This window comes from Amycolatopsis sp. NPDC004772, assembly GCF_053601215.1.
Genome location: NZ_JBSGBK010000069.1, coordinates 1 through 21358, shown reverse-complemented (window position 1 = coordinate 21358; position 21358 = coordinate 1). Strand labels below are relative to the sequence as shown.

Annotated in this window: 23 protein-coding genes; 11 read left to right on the top strand and 12 right to left on the bottom strand. The window is 71.0% G+C overall.

The genetic code is table 11. The features are described from left to right. Positions 1-88 precede the first annotated feature (88 nt). The gene (locus ACWEF6_RS31590; RefSeq protein WP_449686288.1) at positions 89-1255 is read right to left on the bottom strand and encodes a cytochrome P450; all 1167 of its coding nucleotides are present in this window, start codon (positions 1253-1255) and stop codon (positions 89-91) included. A 53-nt stretch (positions 1256-1308) separates the two neighbouring features. Between ACWEF6_RS31590 and ACWEF6_RS31585 the strand changes: the two genes are divergently transcribed. The 4 genes from ACWEF6_RS31585 to ACWEF6_RS31570 all read left to right on the top strand — a co-directional run bounded on the left by ACWEF6_RS31585 (position 1309) and on the right by ACWEF6_RS31570 (position 4239). After that, a complete protein-coding gene (locus tag ACWEF6_RS31585) occupies positions 1309-2190 on the top strand; it encodes a DUF5926 family protein (protein ID WP_449686287.1) in 882 nt (293 codons plus the stop codon). 151 nt (positions 2191-2341) lie between these two features. Continuing rightward, on the top strand, positions 2342-2695 hold the full coding sequence (locus ACWEF6_RS31580) for a DUF952 domain-containing protein (protein ID WP_449686286.1): 354 nt from the start codon (positions 2342-2344) through the stop codon (positions 2693-2695). Positions 2696-2905: 210 nt separating this feature from the next. Beyond that, on the top strand, positions 2906-3418 hold the full coding sequence (locus tag ACWEF6_RS31575) for a SigE family RNA polymerase sigma factor (protein ID WP_449686285.1): 513 nt from the start codon (positions 2906-2908) through the stop codon (positions 3416-3418). After that, positions 3415-4239 (top strand): hypothetical protein, encoded by an 825-nt coding sequence (locus tag ACWEF6_RS31570; protein ID WP_449686284.1) that lies wholly within the window; start codon positions 3415-3417, stop codon positions 4237-4239. The genes ACWEF6_RS31575 and ACWEF6_RS31570 overlap by 4 nt, the downstream gene beginning before the upstream one ends. Positions 4240-4305: 66 nt before the next feature. On the opposite strand, the gene ACWEF6_RS31565 is transcribed toward ACWEF6_RS31570, so the two are convergent. From ACWEF6_RS31565 to ACWEF6_RS31555, 3 genes are all read right to left on the bottom strand, one after another. Continuing rightward, the gene (locus ACWEF6_RS31565) at positions 4306-4860 is read right to left on the bottom strand and encodes a ferritin (protein ID WP_449686283.1); all 555 of its coding nucleotides are present in this window, start codon (positions 4858-4860) and stop codon (positions 4306-4308) included. A gap of 145 nt (positions 4861-5005) precedes the next feature. Continuing rightward, on the bottom strand, positions 5006-6190 hold the full coding sequence (locus tag ACWEF6_RS31560; RefSeq protein ID WP_206784521.1) for an arginine deiminase: 1185 nt from the start codon (positions 6188-6190) through the stop codon (positions 5006-5008). 41 nt (positions 6191-6231) lie between these two features. Further along, positions 6232-7044 (bottom strand): CPBP family intramembrane glutamic endopeptidase, encoded by an 813-nt coding sequence (locus ACWEF6_RS31555; RefSeq protein WP_449686282.1) that lies wholly within the window; start codon positions 7042-7044, stop codon positions 6232-6234. Positions 7045-7066: 22 nt separating this feature from the next. Between ACWEF6_RS31555 and ACWEF6_RS31550 the strand changes: the two genes are divergently transcribed. Then, the gene (locus ACWEF6_RS31550; protein WP_449686281.1) at positions 7067-7528 is read left to right on the top strand and encodes a PPOX class F420-dependent oxidoreductase; all 462 of its coding nucleotides are present in this window, start codon (positions 7067-7069) and stop codon (positions 7526-7528) included. On the opposite strand, the gene ACWEF6_RS31545 is transcribed toward ACWEF6_RS31550, so the two are convergent. Continuing rightward, positions 7520-8314: a DUF2470 domain-containing protein gene (locus ACWEF6_RS31545; RefSeq protein WP_449686280.1), complete on the bottom strand. Its 795-nt coding sequence runs from the start codon at positions 8312-8314 to the stop codon at positions 7520-7522. The two genes, ACWEF6_RS31550 and ACWEF6_RS31545, sit on opposite strands and share 9 nt — an antisense overlap. Positions 8315-8465: 151 nt before the next feature. Between ACWEF6_RS31545 and ACWEF6_RS31540 the strand changes: the two genes are divergently transcribed. Beyond that, a complete protein-coding gene (locus ACWEF6_RS31540; RefSeq protein ID WP_449686279.1) occupies positions 8466-9494 on the top strand; it encodes a hypothetical protein in 1029 nt (342 codons plus the stop codon). On the opposite strand, the gene ACWEF6_RS31535 is transcribed toward ACWEF6_RS31540, so the two are convergent. Both ACWEF6_RS31535 and ACWEF6_RS31530 read right to left on the bottom strand, forming a co-directional pair. Then, positions 9491-10075, bottom strand: a complete 585-nt coding sequence (locus ACWEF6_RS31535) for a LysR family transcriptional regulator substrate-binding protein (RefSeq protein ID WP_449686278.1) — start codon at positions 10073-10075, stop codon at positions 9491-9493. The two genes, ACWEF6_RS31540 and ACWEF6_RS31535, sit on opposite strands and share 4 nt — an antisense overlap. Beyond that, a complete protein-coding gene (locus tag ACWEF6_RS31530; RefSeq protein WP_449686277.1) occupies positions 10027-10194 on the bottom strand; it encodes a hypothetical protein in 168 nt (55 codons plus the stop codon). Before ACWEF6_RS31530 ends, ACWEF6_RS31535 begins: the two co-directional genes overlap by 49 nt. A 215-nt stretch (positions 10195-10409) precedes the next feature. Here ACWEF6_RS31530 and ACWEF6_RS31525 point away from each other — a divergent pair, with 215 nt between their 5' ends. Further along, positions 10410-11624: an MFS transporter gene (locus tag ACWEF6_RS31525; protein ID WP_449686276.1), complete on the top strand. Its 1215-nt coding sequence runs from the start codon at positions 10410-10412 to the stop codon at positions 11622-11624. On the opposite strand, the gene ACWEF6_RS31520 is transcribed toward ACWEF6_RS31525, so the two are convergent. From ACWEF6_RS31520 to ACWEF6_RS31510, 3 genes are all read right to left on the bottom strand, one after another. Further along, on the bottom strand, positions 11621-12358 hold the full coding sequence (locus tag ACWEF6_RS31520) for a hypothetical protein (protein WP_449686275.1): 738 nt from the start codon (positions 12356-12358) through the stop codon (positions 11621-11623). The genes ACWEF6_RS31525 and ACWEF6_RS31520 overlap by 4 nt on opposite strands. 1 nt (position 12359) lies before the next feature. Next, positions 12360-14168 carry a substrate-binding and vWA domain-containing protein gene (locus tag ACWEF6_RS31515; RefSeq protein ID WP_449686274.1) on the bottom strand — a complete coding sequence of 603 codons (1809 nt, stop codon included), beginning with the start codon at positions 14166-14168 and terminating at the stop codon, positions 12360-12362. Positions 14169-14248: 80 nt separating this feature from the next. Then, a complete protein-coding gene (locus ACWEF6_RS31510; protein WP_449686273.1) occupies positions 14249-15421 on the bottom strand; it encodes a homogentisate 1,2-dioxygenase domain-containing protein in 1173 nt (390 codons plus the stop codon). Positions 15422-15506: 85 nt separating this feature from the next. Between ACWEF6_RS31510 and ACWEF6_RS31505 the strand changes: the two genes are divergently transcribed. After that, a complete protein-coding gene (locus tag ACWEF6_RS31505; protein ID WP_449686309.1) occupies positions 15507-16361 on the top strand; it encodes a hypothetical protein in 855 nt (284 codons plus the stop codon). After that, positions 16358-16999, top strand: a complete 642-nt coding sequence (locus ACWEF6_RS31500) for an IclR family transcriptional regulator (protein WP_449686272.1) — start codon at positions 16358-16360, stop codon at positions 16997-16999. The genes ACWEF6_RS31505 and ACWEF6_RS31500 overlap by 4 nt, the downstream gene beginning before the upstream one ends. Here the strand turns inward: ACWEF6_RS31500 and ACWEF6_RS31495 are convergent. Together ACWEF6_RS31495 and ACWEF6_RS31490 are read right to left on the bottom strand one after the other, a co-directional pair. Beyond that, positions 16983-17645, bottom strand: coding sequence for a DUF998 domain-containing protein (locus ACWEF6_RS31495; RefSeq protein ID WP_449686271.1), 663 nt, complete (start codon positions 17643-17645; stop codon positions 16983-16985). The two genes, ACWEF6_RS31500 and ACWEF6_RS31495, sit on opposite strands and share 17 nt — an antisense overlap. Positions 17646-17701: 56 nt before the next feature. After that, positions 17702-18289, bottom strand: a complete 588-nt coding sequence (locus ACWEF6_RS31490; RefSeq protein ID WP_449686308.1) for a TMEM165/GDT1 family protein — start codon at positions 18287-18289, stop codon at positions 17702-17704. A 187-nt stretch (positions 18290-18476) separates the two neighbouring features. On the opposite strand from ACWEF6_RS31490, the gene ACWEF6_RS31485 reads away from it, so the two are divergent. Together ACWEF6_RS31485 and ACWEF6_RS31480 are read left to right on the top strand one after the other, a co-directional pair. Continuing rightward, positions 18477-19436 (top strand): S41 family peptidase, encoded by a 960-nt coding sequence (locus ACWEF6_RS31485; RefSeq protein WP_449686270.1) that lies wholly within the window; start codon positions 18477-18479, stop codon positions 19434-19436. 71 nt (positions 19437-19507) lie between these two features. Continuing rightward, the gene (locus ACWEF6_RS31480) at positions 19508-20983 is read left to right on the top strand and encodes a cytochrome ubiquinol oxidase subunit I (protein WP_449686269.1); all 1476 of its coding nucleotides are present in this window, start codon (positions 19508-19510) and stop codon (positions 20981-20983) included. Positions 20984-21358: the final 375 nt, after the last annotated feature.

Sequence of the window (21358 nt, the reverse complement as noted above, 5' to 3'; positions counted from 1 at the left end):
GCGAGTTCTGTCCGGAATCACGCGAGTTCCGCGTCCAGTCACACGAGTTCCGCCTGGAAGCACAGCAAAACCGGGGCGGGCGCCCCCATCAAGCGGTAACCCGGAGCTCCCGCAACCCCCGAATCACGAACTCCGGCCGCCGCGGCGGCGTCCCGACCAACCGCAGCCCCGGCAGCTTCTCCGCGAGCGCACTCAGCGCAGCGGCGACCTCCACCCGAGCGAGAGGAGCACCCACGCAGTAGTGGATCCCGAGACCGAACCCGAGGTGGGCGTTCGGCGTCCGGCCGATGTCCAGGCGGTCCGGCTCGTCGAACACCTCCGGGTCGCGGGCCGCGGCACCCAGCATTGCGCCGATCTTCTCGCCACGGGGCACGACATACCCGCCGATCGACACGTCCTCGGTCGCCGTCCGCTCGAATAGTTGCAGAGGCGCGTCGAACCGGATCAGCTCCTCGACGCACGAATCCAGAAGGGCAGGTGAGGCCAGCAGGCGCTCCCACTGGTCCCGGTGGGTGAGCAAGGCCGTGATGCCGTTGCCGAGCACGTTGACCGTCGCCTCGTGGCCGGCCATCAGCAGCAGGACCGCGGTGGCCACCAGCTCGTCGGGCGTCAGCTCGCTGCGCAGAAGGTCGCTGATGATGTCGTCGCCCGGTGCGTCGGTGCGGGCCGCGGCGACCGAGCGGACGTAGTCGACGAACTCGGCTGCGGCGCGCTCGGCCGCGTCGCGGTCCTCCGACGGGAGGTCGTACTCGTACATCTTCACGATGGCGTTGGACAGCTGGACCATCCGCGGCCCGTCGGTGCCGGGGACGCCCAGCAGTTCGGCGATCACCGCGACCGGCAGCGGCTGGGCGAGGTGCTCCAGCAGGTCGGCACTGCCGTCGGCGGCGATGGCGGCGGCCAGGTCGTCGACCATGCGGGCGGCGAGCTCGGCGACCATCGGGCGCAGCCGTTGCACGTGGCCGCGGCCGAACGCGCCCGCGATCAGGCGCCGCAGCCGCGTGTGGGCCGGCGGCTCGTTCTCCAGGAGCGAGTTGCGGTGCAGCAGGTTGAACGAGGCGAACCGCTCGAGCGGCTGGGCGTCCTGCCAGATCCGGCCCAGGCCTCGGTGGCGCAGCACGGCCGACGACGAGGCGTGCGACACCGCGACGGCGAGGCCGAGCCCTTCGTGGAAATGGACTTCGCCCTGCGTTCGCAGCGCAGCGAACGCCGGGTACGGGTCTTCGAGGAAGGCGGGATCGCGGGGGTCGAACACGTCGCGAGACTAACCCTTCGATAGCGTCTGAAGCCGAGCCAGAGGAGGCAGCAGTGGGCAAGGGCGCGCGCAAGAAGGGTCCTAAGCAGGCGTCGGACCGCAAGCCGAAGGTGCGCGACGTCTTCGTCGGCCAGCCGTTCGAAGGGCTGGCGGCGGAGCCCGAGCTGATCGCGCTGCGCGAGTTCGTGCCGTCCGCGACGGCCCAGCTCACCCTTGCCGACGGTGGTGACGTCATCCTCGGGACCGTGCTGCCGATGGCGGCCGCCGCGTTCGTCCGCTCGGACGGCCGGCGTTACCTCGGCCTGCAGGTCCAGACCCGCTCGTCCGACATCAGCCGCGACCTCGGCCGCTCGCTGAAGTGGCTGCTGGACGCCAAGGAGGGCGATGTCCTCGGCGTGCCGGACACCACCACCCCGCCCGCGGCCGACGAGCACGCCCGGCTGCAGGACCTGCTGGCGCCGGGTGCCGAACTCGACGTCACGCTGCACACGGACTTCGGCTGGTGGCTGCCCGAGGACGCCGACGCGACCGGTGACGTCGCCGTGTCGCTCGAGCGCGCGAACGCCGCGATCATGCCCACCGAACGGCTCGGCTCGGGCGCCTACTGGGTCCTCGCCGGCGAGAAGGCGCACCTGCGCTGGGTCCGGCCGGAGCCGGAGAACCTGCTGCTCCAGGCCCTCGCCCGGCTGTCCGCGGCCGGCGAGCTCGGCCTCGGCGAGGGCTCGCGCTACGCGGGTTCGTTCCGGGCGCACGGCCTGCTCGTCCCGGTCTGGGACCTCGACCCCGAGGCCCACGCCCGCGAGTGGGCCGACGCCAAGGACGCCCTCGGCGCCCGGCTCGAGACGGCGTTGAAGTCGCTCGACGACGAGCCGCTGAACGCGGCCGAGCGGCGGGCGCGCGACGGCCTCGTCGGCCGGCAGCTGACCCTGCGCTGACCGTCGTCGGCAGGCCAGCCGACCGTCGTCGGCGGGTGCCGGACCATCGGTACGCACCGGTGGTCCTCCACCCTTCGGTGAGCGTTCAACCAGGCACTATGTGGCGGAAGAGACACCGCTGGTGCAGCGCGCCGGTGGGACGATTCTCTGCGTGATACTTCACATCTGCGGGGCGGCCGACTGGGCCGAAGTGGGGGAAGACGGCGAGTACCGGGATCCGTCCCTGGACGAAGTCGGGTTCATCCACTGTTCCGACTTGGGCACGGTGAACCTGCCGGCCAACATCCGGTTCCGGGGCCGGACCGATCTGGTGCTGCTCGAAATCGACCCGGCGAAGGTCGACGCGCCGGTCCGCTGGGAGGACGGGCTGCCGCCGCACCCGGAGGGGATCTGGTTCCCGCACGTCTACGGCCCGATCCCGCGTGCGGCGGTCGTCGGCGTGCACGAATTCCGAGAGTCCGAGGGCGGCGGCTTCCGCCTGCCCGACTCGCTCGCCCACCGCTGACGTGGGCAGATCATCGCCCGGCCGACCCAGAAGAAATTCGGCCGGGCACGCGGGCAACCTGAGGGGGCTGTGATGCGTGTTGGGGAGGAAAGCGACTCGGCTTCTGGCTACCCGACCCCGAGGGGAGGCGATACGGTGACCGCTGCGGCACCCGTCTTCACCGGGGGAGATACCTGGGTGACCAGCGCAGGCCGAGGGAGGGCCGCGACGTTGGCTGGCGAGTTCGTCGACTTCGGCGACTTCGTGCAGGCCACCCTGCCCGGCTTGCTGCGGTACGGCCACGCGCTCACCGGCAACCCGCACGACGCGGCGGACCTGGTGCAGACCGTGCTGGAGAAGATCGGCTCGCGCTGGACGTACGTCCACGAGAAGACCGGCGATCCGCTGGCCTACGTCCGCCGCTCGATGGCGAACGCGCACGTGAGCCGCTGGCGGCGGACGCGCCGGGAGAACCTTGTCGCGGACCTGCCGGACACCAGCCCGCACGTGCCGTCCGACCCGTTCGAGCACGAGCCGCTGTGGCGTGCGTTACGGACGCTGCCGCCGAGGCAACGGGCCGTCATGGTCCTGCGTTACTACGAAGGTCTCTCGGAAGCGGAGATCGCCGGCGCCCTCGGGATCACCCAGGGCACCGTCAAGAGCCAGGCCAGCAAGGCGATCGCGTCGCTGCGGATGAAGCTGAAGTCGGTCGACGGCGAAGGCGAAGGGAGTGGTGCGGGTTGAACATCTCCGAGGACGAACTGGAGCAGCGCCTGCGCGCCCTGTTCGCCGACGAGCGGCTGGACCTGCCTCCGCCGCCGGACGCCGGCACCGTCATCGTCACCGGGGCGCGCCGCCGCCGCCGTCGCCGGCACGTCGTGCAGGCCGTGGCCGGGGTCGCGGCCGCCGTGGTCGCCGTGGCGGGCGGGCTGACCATGATCCGGTTCCACGCCGAGGACGGCACCGCGGTGATGTCCGCCGACGGCACCGGAACCAGTGGCAAGCCGCCGGAGAACCTCACGGCGGGCCGGTCACCGGAGCCGTCGACGCCCGGGCCGACCGGCACCCAGAGCATCCAGGCTTCCGCGCCGCCGGGCGCGTCGACGTCGCGGCCGCCGCGGCCGCCGTCGACCCCGCGGCCGTCCACGCTCCCCGGTGTGGCCACCGGGCCGCTGCTCGCGGCCGACGGCTTCGGCAAGCTCAAGCTCGGCATGTCCGAGGCCGACGTGACGGCGCAGGCCGTGACGCTCAGCGAACCGCAGGTCGGCGCGAGCTGCACCGTCTACAAGGCACAGGGCAGCGGGGTGCCGGTGGCCGCGAGCGTCGTCATTTCGAAGGCGGCCGGGCTGGTCGTCGTCACCCCCGACGTGGCCGCGCACACCGCCGAAGGCATCGGCGCCGGCGCCACCAAGGACCAGATCCTCGCCACCTACCCGGCGGCCAAGGAGGAGTCCGGCGACGTCGTCGCCCCGGCCGGCACCGCCGCCGAATACCGCTTCCGGCTCGGCGAGACCGGGGTCGTGCAGACGAGCCTTTCGAGCCGCGCCCAGGACTGCGCCGGCTGAGGGCCGGGCGCATGCGGAAACCCGGGCTGTCCACAGGGGGAGAGCCCGGGTTTCCCGTTTTCGGGACTACAGCGCCCCGCCGGCCACCGGCGGCATCTGCGAGTCGGCGCCGCCGTCGCCGACGGACTCGCGGTGCAGGTGGTTCTCGACCTCGAACAGGTTGCCGTTCGCGCGCTTGACGACGTTCAGCAGCGTGCTCATCTGCGAGATCTCTTCGACCTGCTCCTTGAGGAACCACTGCGTGAACTGCTCGCTGATGTAGTCCTCTTCGGCGCGCGCGGCCTTCGCCATCGCGGAGATGTCGACGGCCACCTCCTTCTCCTGCTCGAGCGCGAGCTCGATGAGCTCGGTGACGCCGGAGAAGTCGTTGCGCACCTCCCCGGTGCCGGGGATCTCGACGTGGTGGTCGCGGTCGAGCATGTACTGCACCAGCGCCATCGCGTGGTTGCGCTCCTCGACGGACTGCTTGTAGAAGTGCTTCGCCAGCTGCGGGAGGTCCTCGGCGTCGAACCACACCGCGAGCGCGATGTACTGCTGGGACGCGTTGAACTCGTTGTGGATCTGCGCCTGCAGCAGTTCGTAGAACTTCGAGCGCGGCTCTTTCTTCTTGGTGAGGGCCATGCAGACCAGAATAGATCAAGATTGGCGGGAATTCCACTCGGGACTGGTGATCCGGCCCCTATTAGGGTTACCATTCCTAAAGAAGACTTGCCTAATTTAAGTAAGCCTTCCCTAAAAGCCGCGGCAATTTAGGGAAGGCTTGCCATCACAGCGGATCGCGCCGGACCGGGCAGGACATGCACCGCGGCCCGCCCCGGCCGGAGCCCAGTTCGGAGCCCGCGATCGGCAGCACCTCGATGCCGGCCGCCTCCAGCCGTTCGTTCGTCTCGACATTGCGCTCGTAGCCGACGACGACACCCGGCGCCAGGGCGAGCGTGTTGTTGCCGTCGTCCCACTGCTCGCGTTCGGCCGTCACGGGGTCGAGGCCGGTGTCGATGACGCGCAGCCGGTCGATCTCCATCGCCTCGGCCGCGGCCACCAGGAACGGCGCCGGGCCGGCCACCTTCACCCCGCCGTCGCCGGTCGGGCGCAGCGTGAACGCCGTCAGCGAGTCGCGCGCCAGCGGGTACATCACCACCGCGTCCGCGTCGACCATCGTGCACACCGTGTCCAGGTGCATGGTCGCGCGGGACTGCTCGATCGGCACCGCCAGCACGGTGTGCGCGATGCCGTCGGCGAACACCGACCGGGCCAGGGACTCCGCGCCGGCCGCCGTCGTCCGCTCGCCGACGCCGATGGCGAGCACGCCCGGCGCCAGCAGCATCACGTCGCCGCCTTCGATCGGCGCCGAATGGGCGCCGTAGGCGCGGGCCGCGTGGCGGAACTGCGGGTGGTAGGCGTAGATCAGGTCGAGCACCGCGGTCTCGCGGCGGCGCGCAGGCATGTTCAGGGACGAAATCGCCACCCGGTCGGCGATCCACACCGACGAGTCGCGCGTGAACAGCAGGTTCGGCAGCGGGTCGACGGCGAAGTCGTGCGGGTGGTTCATCATCCGCACCAGCGACGCGCCCTCCGCGGACGGCAGCTCCTCGAACGTCATGCCGGCCATCAGCACCTCGGCGAGGCCGGCCGCGTCGACGCCCGACAGGTGCGAACGCAGCGAATCGGCCAGGTCGCCGCCGAGCCGCCGGTCGTCGACCGCCGCGTGCACGCCCGCCGCGTGCGCCCGGTCGTCTTCCAGGGCCGTCCGGAGGGCGTCGGCCAGCAGCAGGACGTCCACCCCGCGGCCGCGCAGCACCTCGGCGAACGCGTCGTGCTCGTCCTGGGCCCGGTCGACCCACGGGATGGAGTCGAACAGGAGCTGGTCGTTGTTGCGGGGCGTCAGCCTTTTGAGCTCGTTGCCGGGCCGGTGCAGCAGCACCGCGCGCAGGGGTCCGACTTCGCTGTCCACCCGGGGAGGTGCCGTTTCGTCGATCACCCCCCAGATCCTAGTCAGGGCAGCCAGGAAACGTGCCCCTTGAGCAGCGAGTATCCGACGAACGACACGAAGTCGAACAGCGTGTGCGCGGCGACCAGCGGCCACAGCCGGTTCGTCTTCTGCCACAGCCGCCCGAACACCAGGCCCATGATCAGGTTTCCGACGAACCCGCCGAACCCCTGGTACAGGTGGTACGACCCGCGCAGCACCGCGGCGCCGAACACCGCGGCGTTCTCCCGGACGCCGAGCTGCCGCAGCCGCGTCAGCAGGTAGCCGATGACCAGGACTTCCTCGGCGAAGGCGTTGCCGAACGCCGAGAGCGTCAGCGTGATCGGCCGCCACCACGTATCGCCCAAAGTGGACGGTTGCACGGCCAGGCTGAAGCCGAGGTGGTACGAGATGAAGTACAGCGCCAGGCCCGGGATGCCGATCAGCGCGGCGAGCACGACGGTCAGCAGCGCGTCCCGGCCCGGTGATCGCCGGTCGAGGCCGATCTGCGCGACCTTGACGCCCGCGCGCCACAGCAGGTACAGCCCGAGCGCGCCCCAGCCGACCAGCTGCGCCGCCGACAGCAGCTGCTTGAGCAGGTCGATCAGGCTCGCCGCGGCCTGCGGCACGTTCAGCTGGGTCTGCTGCTGGGCCAGCGGCACCGGCTGCAGCAGCGAGTCCACAAGGGACAGCAGGCTGCGCACGCCGGACATGCCCAGCGTGATCCCGAAGACGATCAGCAGCTCGAGCTTGATCGCGCGGCGCTCGCGCGGGTCGTCGATCGGCTCCGGGAACGACGGCCGGGCCGGGGCCAGCCACGATCGCGCGGTGAACGTCATGGACGCACGCTACCTTCGGGGTATGCCGAGGAGCATCGCCACCAACGAAACCGTCGACCGTGCCGCGCTGGTCGAGTTCCTGTCGACCCGCCACCGCGCCATCCTGCTGACCACGAAGGCCGACGGCGGCCCGCAGCTCTCGCCGGTGACCTGCGGCGTCGACGCCGAGGGCCGGCTGGTCGTCTCGACCTACCCGAAGCGCGCGAAGGTCGTGAACGTCAAGCGCAACCCGAAGGTTTCGGCTTGCATCCTGTCCGACGAGTGGAACGACCGGTGGGTGCAGGTGAACGGCACCGCCGAGGTGCTGGACATCCCGGATTCGGTCGAGCCGCTCGTCGAGTACTTCCGCGCCATCTCCGGCGAACACCCGGACTGGGACGAATACCGCGAGGCCATGGTCAAGCAGGGCAAGAGCATCATCCGCGTGACGATCGAGAGCTGGGGGCCGATCGCGAAGGGCGGCTTCCCGGCCGAACTAGCCTGACCGCCCGCGCAGGAACGGGCAGCCGACCAGCCGGCGCAGCTCCGCCGCGAGCTGCGCCGGGCTGTCGACGGACTTCGAGAACGCCAGCCGCACGTCGTGGTCGCCGCTGTCGGACTCGACGCGCAGCCGCAGCCCGAACCGGTCGAGCCCGAGCGGGCGGATCCGGCCGCCGCGCAGCGAGGCCGGCAGGTGCTTCGCCAGCTGCTCGACGACGTCGGAGTGGTCGCTCTCCAGGTGCCGCAGCCACTGGGCCTCGTAGTCGTGGAACGGGTCCGGCGGCGCGGCGCTGAACATGTGCGGGCGCAGCGAGTGCGTGCCCTCGGCGTCGGCGAGCACGAGCGACGCCGGGGTGAGCCGCAGCAGCGTGACGCCGTGGCCGACGTCGAGGAGCCGTTCGTCCGGCCGCGTCTCGGCGATCGCCACCGCCCGCGCGCGGGCCGAAACCGGCGAGAGCGGCCGCAGCCAGCCGGTGATCCACAGCAGCCCGCGGATCGGTTCCCGCAGGTCGACCGGGGCCTGGTCGGCGAGCTCGACCATCACGGCCAGCTCCCCGCGCTGGGTCTGCTTCGCCGCGCCGACCATCGGGTGGTCGTCGGGCAGCAGCACGCTGACGCTGCCGCTGTGGTGCACGTGGTGCAGCACCGGCACGACCCGCCGGCCGTCGAGGTCCGTGCGATCGCAGGTCGGCAGCAACGACGCGGGGCCGTTGCGGGTCGCGATCGTCTTGGCGCGCTCGGCGGGGTTCGGCGCCGGCGGGCGGCGGACGGTTGTGGGTGCCTCGGTCACGGCTCACCTCCTACTTAGGTGAGCCTAACCTGAATTCGACGGTCTGGGTAGTCGCGGCGCTCACGTCCCACCCGCTGATCGGTGCATCCGGTAACGCCGGTGCCCACTTTGCCGAAAAGCGGTTAACAACCCGACCCCGTGGGGGTTCCGCGTGCCGATCGTCCCGGTCCCCGAGCGCGTCCGCGCGTTCGAACTCGACCCCGCCATGCCGTCCGGGGCCCTCCCGATCTTCGGCGAGTACCTCGACCGCCTCGGCCGCGACACCGCGAACCAGCGGCTCGTGGCCGCGTTCTTCGTGGTGTTCGGGTTCGCCCAGTTCTTCGCCGGCGCGGGGGTGGCGCTGCCGGTCGGCACGTTCGCGCTGGCCGGCGCGATCGAGGCGTGGTGGCTCCACCGCGCGCGCGCCCACCTGCCCGAGACGCGGTTGAAGCGGGAAGCGTTCCGGCAGGTGGACATCGCCGCCGGCGGCCTGGTCGCGGCCGGCCGGACGGTGGGCGTGCGCCTGCCGGACGGCCGGTGGCTGCGCGTCCGGCTCGACGAAGCCCACCGGTTGCTGGTCGCCGGGCACCGCCGGGTCTGGCTGCTGGGCCGGGGCCCGAAGGTGTTCGTCGGGTTCTCCGGCGTGGTGCGGGTCCGCCGCGCCCGGATCCACGGCAGCCCGCCGCCGGGTGCCGTACCGGTGCCGGAACCGGCCGGGTCCCGCTCGCCGAGGCTCGACCCCGTGCTGGCCGCACACCGCCGCCAGCTGGCTCGCGACCTGCGCACGACGGCGGCGTTCCTGCTGGTACTGGCCGGATTCGCGGTCTGGGTCGCGCTCGACTTCCCGGTGGTGGGATGGCTCGCGTGGCCGTGCGGCGCCGGCGCGCTCCTGGGCGCCCTCGCGGCCGTGTGGCGAGCGATCACCTACCGCAGGCCCCTCCCGGCGGACCATTGGACGGAGCTGCGCGCGGTCCTCGACGGCCCGGTCCGCATGACCCGCCACGGCGCGGCCAGGCTGAGCGGCCTGACGATGCTGGCCGACGGCCGCGTGGTCCGCTTCCGCCTTCCCAAGGTCGACCCCTCGATGGCGGCCAACATCGCGGCGACGGGCCGCCTGTGGATCGCGGGCGCCCCCCACCCGGGCGCGGCCAAGACCGGCCTCCCGGGCTACCCGGTGCTGGGCACGGTCTGGCTCGGTTAGGCGGCCCAGCTCGGCCGCCACCCACCGGCCGCCCGTTCGCCCTTCGCGAGGTGACGCCGAAGCGCCGCGAGTCCGGGGTGCGCGTTGCCCCGCCGCCACACCAGCGAATGCGGGTACACCGGCACGGGAGCTTCGATCGGCACGCGCCGCAGGTCATGCCCCGGCGGCCACAACACCCGGCTCCCCGCGCCGAGCAACGTCGCCACCTCGCTCGATTCCGCGATCGTGTCCAATACCACCTCGATGCCGAAGTTCGGCCCGGCGGCGTCGATCCACAGGTCGAACGCCGCCGCGAACTCGGCGTAGTACGCGCCCCACTCGGTCCCGGGCACCACGCCGGGCAACCGGATCCGGTGCCCGGCCAGCTCGGCGGGAGTCACCGCAGCCGAGTTCGCCAGCGGGTGCGTGGGGCCACACAACAGCTCGATCGGCTCGTCGAGCACCCATTGGGCGTCGAGGTCCTCGGGCAGCGCGACGACCGCGCGGAAGGACGCGTCGATCGAGCCATCCCGGATCGCCGCGACCTCGAGCGCTACCTCGGGTGCGCCTGGTGGAACTCGCGCAGCAACGTGGCCGGGCACAGCCGCCTGCCGATGACGTCGACGCGGAGCGGGCCGCTGCGCACCGACGCCAGCGCGCGCAGCTCGCCCGACAGCAGCTCGCGGGCGTGCGGCAGGAACACCTCACAGCTCGGCGACACCAGAGTGGTGTGCTAGGCGCCCCAGCGGAACCAAACATCCCCCGCCGCTCCCAGGGGGGCGTCCCCAGGTCCATTCTATCGGCGGGAACCGACAACAGGCCGGAAAGCCGACACCGCAAGCGAAGTCGTCCACACTCGGCGCCAGATGTGGACAACTTGTGGCGTCACGGCATGTCGGTTGCCGCGCACGGCCGTTCCCCGCTTTGATTTCCGACGTGATGCGCGGGCGGTCGCTGGGGCCGCGGTTCAGGTGGCTCTGGTCGGCCTATGCGGTGAGCGCCTTCGGGACGTGGCTCGGCTTCGGCGCCTTCCCCATGCTCGCGATCCTCGTCCTCCACGCCGGGCCCGCGGCCGTCTCGGCGCTGGCCGCGGTCGGGCCGGCCGTCGGGGCGCTCGTCGCCGTTCCGCTGGGGCCGTGGGTCGATCGCCGGCGGAAGCAGCCGGTGCTGGTGGCCATGGACCTGGTGCGGTTCGGCGCGCTGGTCAGCGTTCCGGCCGCCTATGCCCTCGGCGTGCTGAGTTTCGGTCAGCTGCTGGCCGTCTCGGTGGTCGTCGCCGCGGCGGACATCACCTTCACCTCCGCGAGCGGGGCCTTCCTCAAGGGCCTGGTGCCGCCCGAAGACCTCCTCCTCGCGAACGGCCGGTTCGAGTCGACGAACTGGACCGCCACCGCGCTCGGGCCGCCGTTGGGCGGGGCGGCGTTCGCGCTGTTCGGGCCGGTGACGTCGGTGGTCGCCAACGCCGTCAGCTTCCTGCTCTCCGCGCTCGGGATCCGCGCGATCGGCGGGGACGAACCGCGCCCGCGCACCGCCGCCCGGCTGCGCCCGCGCGACCTCGCCGACGGCTGGCGCTTCCTGCTGGCGCACCGGGGACTGCGGCCGCTGCTGTTCAACGCGATGGTGTTCAACGGCCTGGTCATGGGCACCGAGCCGCTGCTCGCCGTGCTGATGCTCAACCAGCTCGGGTTCCCGCCGTGGCAGTACGGGCTCGCGTTCGCCGTCCCGTGCCTCGGTGGGCTCGCCGGCTCACGGCTGACGCCGCGGCTGGTCGCGAAGTTCGGGCGCCACCCGGTCCTGGTGACGTCCGGCGCGATCAGGGCGTGCTGGCTGCTCGCCCTGGCCTTCATCCCGGCGGGCGCCGGCGGGCTCGCCTACGTCATGGTCGTCGAACTCGGCCTGATCGTCAGCTGCAGCGTCTTCAACCCGGTGCTCGCGACCTACCGGCTCGAGCAGCTCCCGGCGGACCGCACCGCGCGGACGCTGTCGGCGTGGTCGATCAGCACGAAGGCGTCCATCGCCACGCTGACCGCGCTCTGGGGCCTGCTCGCCGGTCTGGTCGGGCCGCGCTGGGCCATCGGGATCGCCGGGGTACTGGTGCTGGCGACGCCGTTGCTGCTGCCCCGCCGCGATCGGACGCTGGTGGCCGCCTAACTCAGCGACTTCCGCGTCGCCTGCTCGGTCTCCAGCACGCCCTGGCGGATGCCCTCCAGCTGGTCGCTCAGCTCGCGCACCGCGCCGGTGTCGACGGCGATGTCCGTCGTCGTCGCCGTGAGCTCGGCGACCCGGGCCACCAGGCTGTCCAGGCCGAGTGCGCCGGACTGCAGCTGCGCCAGCAGTTTGTCCCGGGCGCCGGACAGCCGCGCGTGCACGTCCGCCTGAGCCTGGACCGCCGTCAGGGCCTGCTCCAGGTCGCCGCGCACGTCCGCCCGGGCCGTGCGCAACTCGCGCTGCAGCCGACGCCGTTCGTGCGCGACGGCGTCCGGATCGACCCTGGCCAGCGCCTGACCCGTCGCCGACGCGCGGCCGGCCAGGCGTTCGAGCGTCGCCAGCGTTTCCCGGACCACCGGCTCCATGTCCGCCACGCGGTCGGCGAGCGGACCGGACTCGAGCGAGCCGCTCAGCGAGGCGAAGCCCTCCGCCGCGGCCGACGCGCGATGCAGCCAGTTCTCCTCGGCCGATCCGGGTGCCACGTCCAGCACGCGGGCTTCCCGCGGTGGCGGCTCCTTCTCGCGGGTTGCCACCGCCACGCCCGCCCGGGCGGCGAGCACCGCCACCCCGACCCCGAGGGCGGCGACGACCGGCAGCTGCACGGCCCAGGCCACCCCGGCCGACGTGGCGGCGAGCAGCAGCCCCCACGGTTCGGCGAGCTCACGGGCGAACTTCATGTCAGAAATTGGATATCACGGAGGTGAACACCTGGTTGATCGAGTCCGGTTTGGACGAATCGTACTCCGAACCCGCGGTCGCCTCGGCGATCTGCTTCAGCACGTCCTGGTCGGCGTCCGAGCCGTAGGCGATGGTGAACAGCCGGACCGACTCCGCGTTGCCCTCCGGTCGCAGCTGCGGCACCAGGTGCTCGAGGTCGATGCCGCCGGAGTCCTCGTTGCGGCCGTCGGTCAGCACCACGACCGCGTTGATCGCCGCCGGGTCCAGGTGGGCCTTCATGTACTCGTACGCGGCCAGCGACGAGTCGTACAACCCCGTGCCGGACTGGGGAGTCAGCCCGCTCAGCCGCATGGCCAGGGTCTCCTTGCCGCTGTTCCCGAGCGCCTGGACCGGGAGCAGCTCCTGGTAGTCCTTGTCGCCGTCGAGGTGGGTCGCAAACTGCCAGAGCCCGACCTGGTCGCGCGGCACGAACTGGCCGAGCGAGTCGATCGCGGCCTGCTTCGCCAGGTCGATCTTGCTCTTGCCGGTGCCCTTCACCTCGTCGCCCATCGAGCCCGAGACGTCCACGACGAGCAGCACGTTCGCCTTCTTCCGCAGGTCGGTCCAGGACGCCAGCAGCTTCGACAGCACCGACGGCGACGGCGGCCGCAGGAAGCTGATCTTCGCGTCCGGCTGGACGCCGTTGGCGGGCGTCGCCTGCGGGCCCGGCTTGCCCTCGAACGACCGGAAGCCGAGCGCGGCGAACTTCGCCTGCGTCTCGGCGAGGCGCAGGTAGCCGAGGAAGTCCGCGGCGATCTGCTTGCGCACCGGGTCCGCCCAGTTCAGCGTGACGAACGGGTGGTCGGAGTTGAGCGTCCCGTCACCCGGGTAGATCGCCACCAGCGGCACCTTCGGCGGCCCGTGTTGCCCGACCTTGGCCGGGTCGTTCGTCGGGTTGCCCTGGTTGTAGCCGATCAGCGAGTTCTCCTCGACGGTGACCGCCGAGATGTACGACAGCGCCGCGCCCTTGTCGTCGGCCTTCTGCAGGTTGGTCAGGAAGGTGAGCGTGGTGTCGCCGTAGTGCACGATCGCCTGCTCGATGTTCGTGACGAACCGCTTCGCGTCGGGCTTCTCGAGCGCGGCCGCGGTGAGGTCGGACGACGTGCCGGTGGCGGCGTAGTAGGCACCGATCGTCGCGTTCAGCCCGGACGTCGAGATGTTCGGGTTCGTCTTGCCCAGCCGGAACTTGCCCCACTCCGGGTGGCCGTACTTCGCCCAGCCCGCCGGGTCGGTGGCCAGGCCGGCGAGGTCCTTCCAGCCGATCGCCTTACCGGGCCAGCCGAGCGCCTCGGCCATCGGCTTCGGCATCGCCACGACCAGCGGCGCGTTCGCGATCGACGGCGGATCACCGTCCGGCACGAGCGAACCGGTGTCGCCCTTCGCGTTGACGCGCAGCAGGTTGACCCAGCCGCTGGCGGCCGGTGTCCAGACGTCCGGGCGCGGCCCGTCGACGGCTTCGTTCCAGCCGTTGGCCAGCGCCTGCATCGCGACGCCGGACGACTTCGACTTCACGACGACGTCGACGCAGTGCCCGGCGACCGTCCGTCCGGAGTAGGCCTTCGCGGCCTCTTGGACGATGCCGACCTTTTCCGGTGACGAAGCGACGTTGAGCGCGATCGCGTCCGCGCCTGAGCACTTCGGCGCGTCGGCCTCGTCGCTCGAATCGCTGGTCCAGTACCGGATTCCGATGATCAAGGCGATCGCGACCACGATCGCGGCCAGGAACGGGAGAACTTTTCTCTTTCGACGCGCTGGCTGGGAATTGATCATCAAAACCTCCCCGTTCCGCCACCCGGATTTCCATTATCCGGCCGGCGGAACGGGGAGGGGACGGTATTTCCGAATCTTGACTATGACTTAGGGCCGCGGCGGGACCACGTCCAGGCGTAACCGGGGTCTTCGGACGCCTCGGCCGCTTCGCCGAGCTCCAGCGGCGCGAACGTGTCGACCATGACCGCCGTCTCGTCGAAGAACTCCGCGCCGATCGACGCCTCCGCCGCGCCCGGCTGCGGGCCGTGCGTGAACCCGGACGGGTGCAGCGAGAGCGAGCCGATGCCGATCCCCGAGCCCTTCCGGGCCTCGTAGTTGCCGCGCACGTAGAACATCAGCTCGTCGGAGTCGACGTTCGCGTGGTTGTACGGCACCGGGATCGCGCCCTCGTGGTAGTCGACCTTCCGCGGGCAGAAGGAGCAGACGACGAAGTTCGGGCCCTCGAACGTCTGGTGCACGGGCGGCGGCTGGTGCACGCGGCCGGTGATCGGCTCGAAGTCGTCGATGTTGAACACCCACGGGTAGAGGCAGCCGTCCCAGCCGACGACGTCGAAGGGGTGCGTCGCGTAGGTGTAGCGGGTCAGCCCGGCGCGGTGCCGCACGAGCACCTCGACGTCCTCGCCGTCCTCCAGCAGCGGCTCCTCCGGCCCGCGGATGTCGCGCTCGCAGTACGGCGAGTGCTCCAGGAACTGCCCCTTCGCGGACAGGTAGCGCTTCGGCGGCCCGATGTGGCCGCGCGCCTCGAGGGTGAAGAGGTTGACCTCGCCGTCGGGGACGACCCGGTAGGTGCACGACGTCGGGATCACGACGTAGTCGCCGTCGCCGACCTCGAGGCGGCCGTAGATCGTCTCGAAGGTCGCCGAGCCGCCGTGGACGTAGAAGAGCTCGTCACCGGCCGCGTTGCGGTACAGCGGGCTGGGTGCGGTCGCGGTGACGAACCCGATGGTGACGTCGTTGTTGCCGAACAGCCGCCGCCGGTCGGTCACCGCGTCGGCCTCGCCGCCGAACTTGAGGTCCCGGGTCCGGAACGACCGCGGCTTGAGCGGGTGGTTCGGGGTGAGCGACCCGCGGTCCTCCGCGACTGCGACGGCGTCGACGATCGCCGTCGGCAGGCCGCGGTGGTAGAGCAGCGCCGAGTCGGCGGAGAAGCCCTCGACGCCCATCAGCTCTTCGGCGTAGAGCCCGCCGTCCGGCTTCCGGAACGCGGTGTGCCGCTTGTGCGGGATCTCGCCTACTCGCCGGTAGTAAGGCATCGACGTCCCCTTCTGACGTGTTCGTTGTGCGAACGATTTTGTCCTGATGTCGTACGCTACTAGCGTGTCAGTCGTGTCAAGCGCTGTGGAACTCACGCCCCCCGGCCCCCGTGGAATTCCTCCCCTGTTCGCGAGGCTCGTCGACGACTCGGCGCTGTTCCCTCCGGGCGATGCGGCCATGCCCGAAGCACTCCGTGCGCACTTCGCCAGCCGGGGCTCCGAACACGCCGGTGTCCTGGGGGTTTTCCTCTGCCAGGCGTCGCGGCTGCCCGAGCTCATCACCGAGCTGATCAAGATCAAGCCGAAGCAGCCGCTGCCGCTTTCGCTGATCATCGACACCGGCCTCGGCGGGGTCCCGAAGGCCATCTCGATCGTCGAATCGCGCAGTGAGCTGCTCGCGCTGCGGATGGTCGAGATGCCCGCGCCGTCGGACGTCGACGAGGTGTGGCTCGAGCGCGTCTCGGAGTTCGTGCCGGAGGACGTCATCCGGGTGGTCGAGCCGCGGCGCGGCGTCGGCTGGCTCGACGGCGTCCGGAAGGTGATCGAGCACGGCAGCTGGCCGAAGATCCGCTGCGGCGGGCAGGCGGGCGAGAACTTCCCCAGCGTCGACGAGGTGGCCGACTTCCTCGCCGTCGTCAGCGGGGCCACCGGGGCGTCGTTCAAGGCGACGAACAGCCTGCACCGCGCGGTCCGGCACACCGACCCGGACACCGGGTTCGTGCACCACGGCTTCCTGAACCTGCTCGTGGCCTCCGCGCGCAGCCTGGCCGGCGGAGACGTTCGGGGCGCGCTGGAGTCGACCGACGCCCAGGCGCTGGCCGAGGAGGCCCGTGCGCTGTCCGAGCCGGCCGCGAAGGCCGTGCGGGCGCTCTTCGCGTCCTATGCGGCGGCGTCGTTCGAGGAGCCGGTCGCCGACCTGGGCGAACTCGGCTTGCTGTGACCGGCCGGGAGGGGTCGCTGACGCTCGACCGGGGCTTGGCGCTGCTGCAGGCAGTCGCCGACGCCGGGGGCGACGCGGCGACCATCTCCGAGCTGGCGGTGGCCATCGGGGCCAGCCGCGCGGCCGTCTACCGGCTGCTCGTGCCGCTGTCGGAGCGCGGGCTGGTCTGGCGCGACGGCACCAAGGTCCGGCTCGGCGTCGGGCTGCTCCGGCTGGCCGGGCAGGTGCTGCCGCAGCTGCGGGACGCGGCCGGCCCGGTGCTGCGCGAACTGGCCGAGAAGGTCGGCGCGACCGCGCACTTGTCGGTCGCGCAGGGGGCGCAAGCGCTTGCGGTCGCCGTCGTCGAGCCGTCCTGGACCAACTTCCACGTCGCCTACCGGGTGGGCAGCCGGCACTCGCTGACCGCCGGCGCGGCCGGTAAGGCGATGAGCCTGCGGCCGGGCGGTGACGGCTGGGTGACGTCGACCGGTGAGCTGGAGGCGGGCGCGTCCGGCGTCGCGGCGCCGGTGCGCGGGGTGCCGGGGCTGCGGGCGAGCGTCGGCGTCGTCTCGATGGAGCCGCTGAAGGCGGCCGAAGTGGGCCCGCAGGTCGTCGCGGCCGCCACCCGGCTGGCCGACATCCTCAAGACGGACGGCTGAGCAGCGGCCGGACCATCGTCAGCAGCAGGGCGACGTCGACGGTGAACAGCAGCCGCTCGAAGAGGCCGAGCGTGACGTCCTGCTGGGCCGGGCCGAGGACGAGCGTCAGGACGAAGCCGCCGAGCACCACGCCGACGCTGGCGAAGCTCGCCGTGGCCAGGCGCCGGATCGTCGTCCGGCGGGGCTCCCACGGGCAGCGCTCGCGGCCCTTCCGCGTGAGCACGAACGCGGCCGCGGGCAGCGCGACGAACGCCGTCAGCGCGGCGATGTTGTGGACCTGTCCGGCCAGCGAACGCGCCTGGCCGTCCGGGTCGACGGGGACGAGGCCGCAGACCAGCAGCCCGGCCGACCAGACGCCGAGCAGCACGCAGACGGCGGTGGTGCCGGGGCGGTGGGCCTTGGCGATCCCGGCCAGCAGGGCAACCGAGCCGAGCGAGAGGGCCAGGCACATGACGCTGAACAGGGGAGCGGCCGACGAGGTGCCGAGCTTGCCGTAGACGTACTCCGACAGCGTCTGCCAGATCGGGCTGACCTGCCCGGACAGCCGCAGGTGCAGGTCGATCGAGATGACCACGGCGAGGCCGATGCCGCCGATCGCGATCCGGCCGTGCAGCGGCGAGACCGCGTGCGTCTTCGGCGAGTTCACCCGGTGCTCCCCCTTTCGTTCCCGAAAGGTTACCGGGCGAACCTGTGAGGCAGCCGTCAGAAGGCGAGCTGGAGCAGGGCGAACGCCGCGAACCCGGCGAAGGCGAACCCGGCGCAGCGCTGGATCAGCTTCGGCTTGATCCGGCTGCGGATCTTCGCGCCGATGAACACGGCGAGCCCGGCGACCACCACGAGGGCGGTGAAGGCGCCGACGCCGACGGCGAACGGGTTGCCGATGCGGGCGGCGAGGCTGGCCGTCGCGAGCTGGGAGGCGTCACCCCACTCGGCGGCGAAGAGCACGCCGAACGACGTCATCGCCGAGCGAGTGAAGGACGCCGCGGAGGGGCCGGTGCGCGAAGCGTCTTCGCCTGCTTCGTCGGCTTCGCTGAAGCCCTCGCGAAGGAGCATGAAAGAGCCGAGGCCGAACATCGCGGCGACGACCAGGGAAAGGACGACGTCCGGTAACAGCGTCAACACGCTGCCGAACGCGACCGCTATGACGCATTGCACGGCGAACGCGGCGCACACCCCGGCGAAAACCGGCCAGCCGCGGAAACGGGTGGTCAGCACCAGGGTCGCGACGAGCGTCTTGTCCGGCAGCTCCACGGCGAGGACCAGGCCGAACGCGCTGATCAGCGCCACCATAGCGGCAGTCATGAGTATTTTTTCGCCCCTTTCACTGCAACGATAAAGGGGAGGTTAGGAAAGCTGCAAGCTGATGGCGATCGCGAAATTGCCCGATCGGCGGCCATGAATTTGACATCCCGGGGTGTCACACAATTTTTTTCGGTGTGCCGAATTTTTGGTTGCGGCCTGCGGTAGGTTCACCGGCATGGGGTCACAGGCGCGTGCTGCGCAGGTCGAAGAGGTCATCCGCCGGGTGGAAACGCACTACGTCTTCCCGGACGTCGCCGCGAAGCTCGCGAAGGTGCTTCGCGCGCGTCTCGACGAAGGCGCGTACGCGGACCTCGGCGAAGCGGAATTCGCGACGGCCGTCACAACCGACCTCCAGTCGGTGAACGACGACAAGCACCTCCGGCTGCGTCACCACCTCGACCCCGTCGCCGTGGACGGTGCCGCGGAGCACGCGTCTGAGCACTTCCGGCGCGCCGGCGAGCTGGAGAACTTCGGGATCGCGTCGGTACGGCGGCTCGCGGGCAACGTCGGCTACCTCGACACGACCATGCTCTACCCGATCGACCTCGCCGCGCCGTCGGTCGCGGCGGCGATGACGTTGATCGCCTCGGCTGACGCGCTGCTGCTCGACGTCCGGCACAACCGCGGCGGCGACCCGGAGACCAGCGCGTTCCTGCAGAGCTACCTCGTCGACGAGCGCACCCACTACCTAGACTTCTACGAGCGCGACGGCGACCGCGTCACCCAGATGTGGACGTTGCCGTACGTCCCGGGCCCGAAGTTCGGCGGCACCAAGCCGATCTGGGTGCTCACCGGCCCGGTGACGTTCTCCGGCGGCGAGGACCTCGCCTTCTCGCTGCAGCGGCAGGGCCGCGCGAAAACCGTCGGCGAAACGACGCGAGGCGGCGCGCACCCCTGCGATCGGTACAAAGTGGACACCTACCTGGACGTGACCGTGCCGATCGCCCGCTCGTACGACCCGGACTCGGGGGAGAACTGGGAGGGCGTCGGCGTGGCGCCGAACATCCCGGTCGAGGCGGGCAAAGCGTTCGACACCGCGTACGCGCTGGCGCTGCGGCACGTCCTCGAGCTGGGCGACGAGGGGCCGCGGCGGGTCGTGGCCGAGGAGGCGCGGAAGGCCCTCGACCAGCGGTAGGACGTTGGTCCCGCCGCGAACGGGACCAGTTGATCTGGCCGGGTCAGGCCCCCCGGAGCAGGCTGGACCACGTGGAGGTCCTTGAGCTAGCGCGGTGGCAGTTCGGCATCACCACCGTCTACCACTTCCTGATGGTCCCGCTGACCATCGGGCTGTCGATCCTGGTCGCGGCGATGCAGACCGCTTGGGTCCGCACCGGCGAGCTGCGGCACCTGAAGATGACCAAGTTCTGGGGCAAGCTGCTGCTGGTCAACTTCGCCATGGGCGTGGTGACCGGGATCGTGCAGGAGTTCCAGTTCGGGATGAACTGGAGCGCGTACTCCCGCTTCGTCGGCGACGTCTTCGGCGCGCCACTGGCGATGGAAGGGCTCGTCGCGTTCTTCGTCGAGTCGACGTTCCTCGGCTTGTGGATCTTCGGCTGGGACCGGCTGCCGAAGAAGGTGCACCTGGCGTGCGCGTGGGCGTTTTCGCTGGCCACGATGGCGTCGGCGTACTTCATCCTGGCCGCGAACTCGTGGATGCAGCACCCGGTGGGCGTGACGTTCGAGAACGGCAAGCCGACCATGAACTCGATCTGGGCGGTGCTGACGAACAACACGGCACTGGCCGCGATCCCGCACACCCTGGCCGGCGCGTTCTCGGTGGCGGCGGCGTTCCTGGTGGGCGTCGCGGGCTGGCACCTCTGGCGGCGTCGCGCCAATGAGGACGTCTGGCGCTCGTCGCTGCGCCTCGGCGGCTGGGTCGGCGTGGCGGCGTTCGCGGTCCTGGCGATCACCGGTGACGCGCAGGGCAAGCTGATGTTCGAGCAGCAGCCGATGAAGATGGCATCGGCGGAAGCCCTGTGCCACACGGAAAAGCCGGCCAGCTTCTCGATCATCGCGATCGGCGACGTCTCGGGCGCGAACTGCGAGGACGTGAAGACGTTCAACGTGCCCGCGCTGCTGTCGTTCCTGGCGCACAACGACTTCTCGACCGAGGTCAAGGGCGTCGAGAACCTGGTGACGGAGTACCAGGCGAAGTACGGCACCAACTATCCGGACGACCCGGCCCTGGGTTCGCTGGCGGGCAAGCCGATCGACTACGTCCCCAACCTCCCGGTGACGTACTGGGGCTTCCGCACGATGATCGGCTTCGGCGCGATCTCGGCGGGCATCGGCCTCCTGGCCCTCTGGCTGACCCGCCGAGGCCGCATCCCCAGCGGCCGCTGGTTCCCGCTGCTGGTCCTCGGCGGCATCGCAACCCCGTTCCTCGGCAACAGCGCGGGCTGGATCTTCACCGAGATGGGCCGTCAGCCGTTCGTGGTGGCCCCCAACCCCACCGGCGTCGACGGCGTGTGGATGTTCACCGCCCAGGCGGTGTCGAGGCTGACCACGGGCGAGGTCTGGACATCGTTGATCGCCCTGACCACGGTGTATGCGGCCCTCGGCGTGGTGGAGGTCTACCTGATGCGCAAGTACATCCGCGGCGGCGTCGAAGCGGTGATGCCCCCGGAGAACCCCAAGGATTCCGACAAACCGGGCGAGGACACGCTCGCCTTCGCGTACTGAGGCGGCCGAGATGCCCAATTCCCAGACCAGCGGCTGTGCAGCAGCTCTCCCAGGAAGCCGACCGAGTGCCGGTCGGAACAACCGACCAGCGCGGCCGACCGGACGTCTTCAACGCATCAGGCGAGCCCTTCCCGGCACATCTCGCCCCACTCGAGGGTCTGGTTCGGCGCCGCTCCGGCGTCTCACCGCCGCTCCGGTCAGGCGGCCGAAGATGCCAAATCCCCAGCTCAGCGGCTGTGCAGCAGCCTCTCGCCAACCAAAAGCAGCCCCCGCCCTTCCCGGCAGGGTTCCGGCAAAGTCGTGTCGTTGCAGGCAGGCACGGCCCGCTCTGGTGATCATGTGGTTGTCGAAGCCCATGATCTGTGAGAGAGCCGT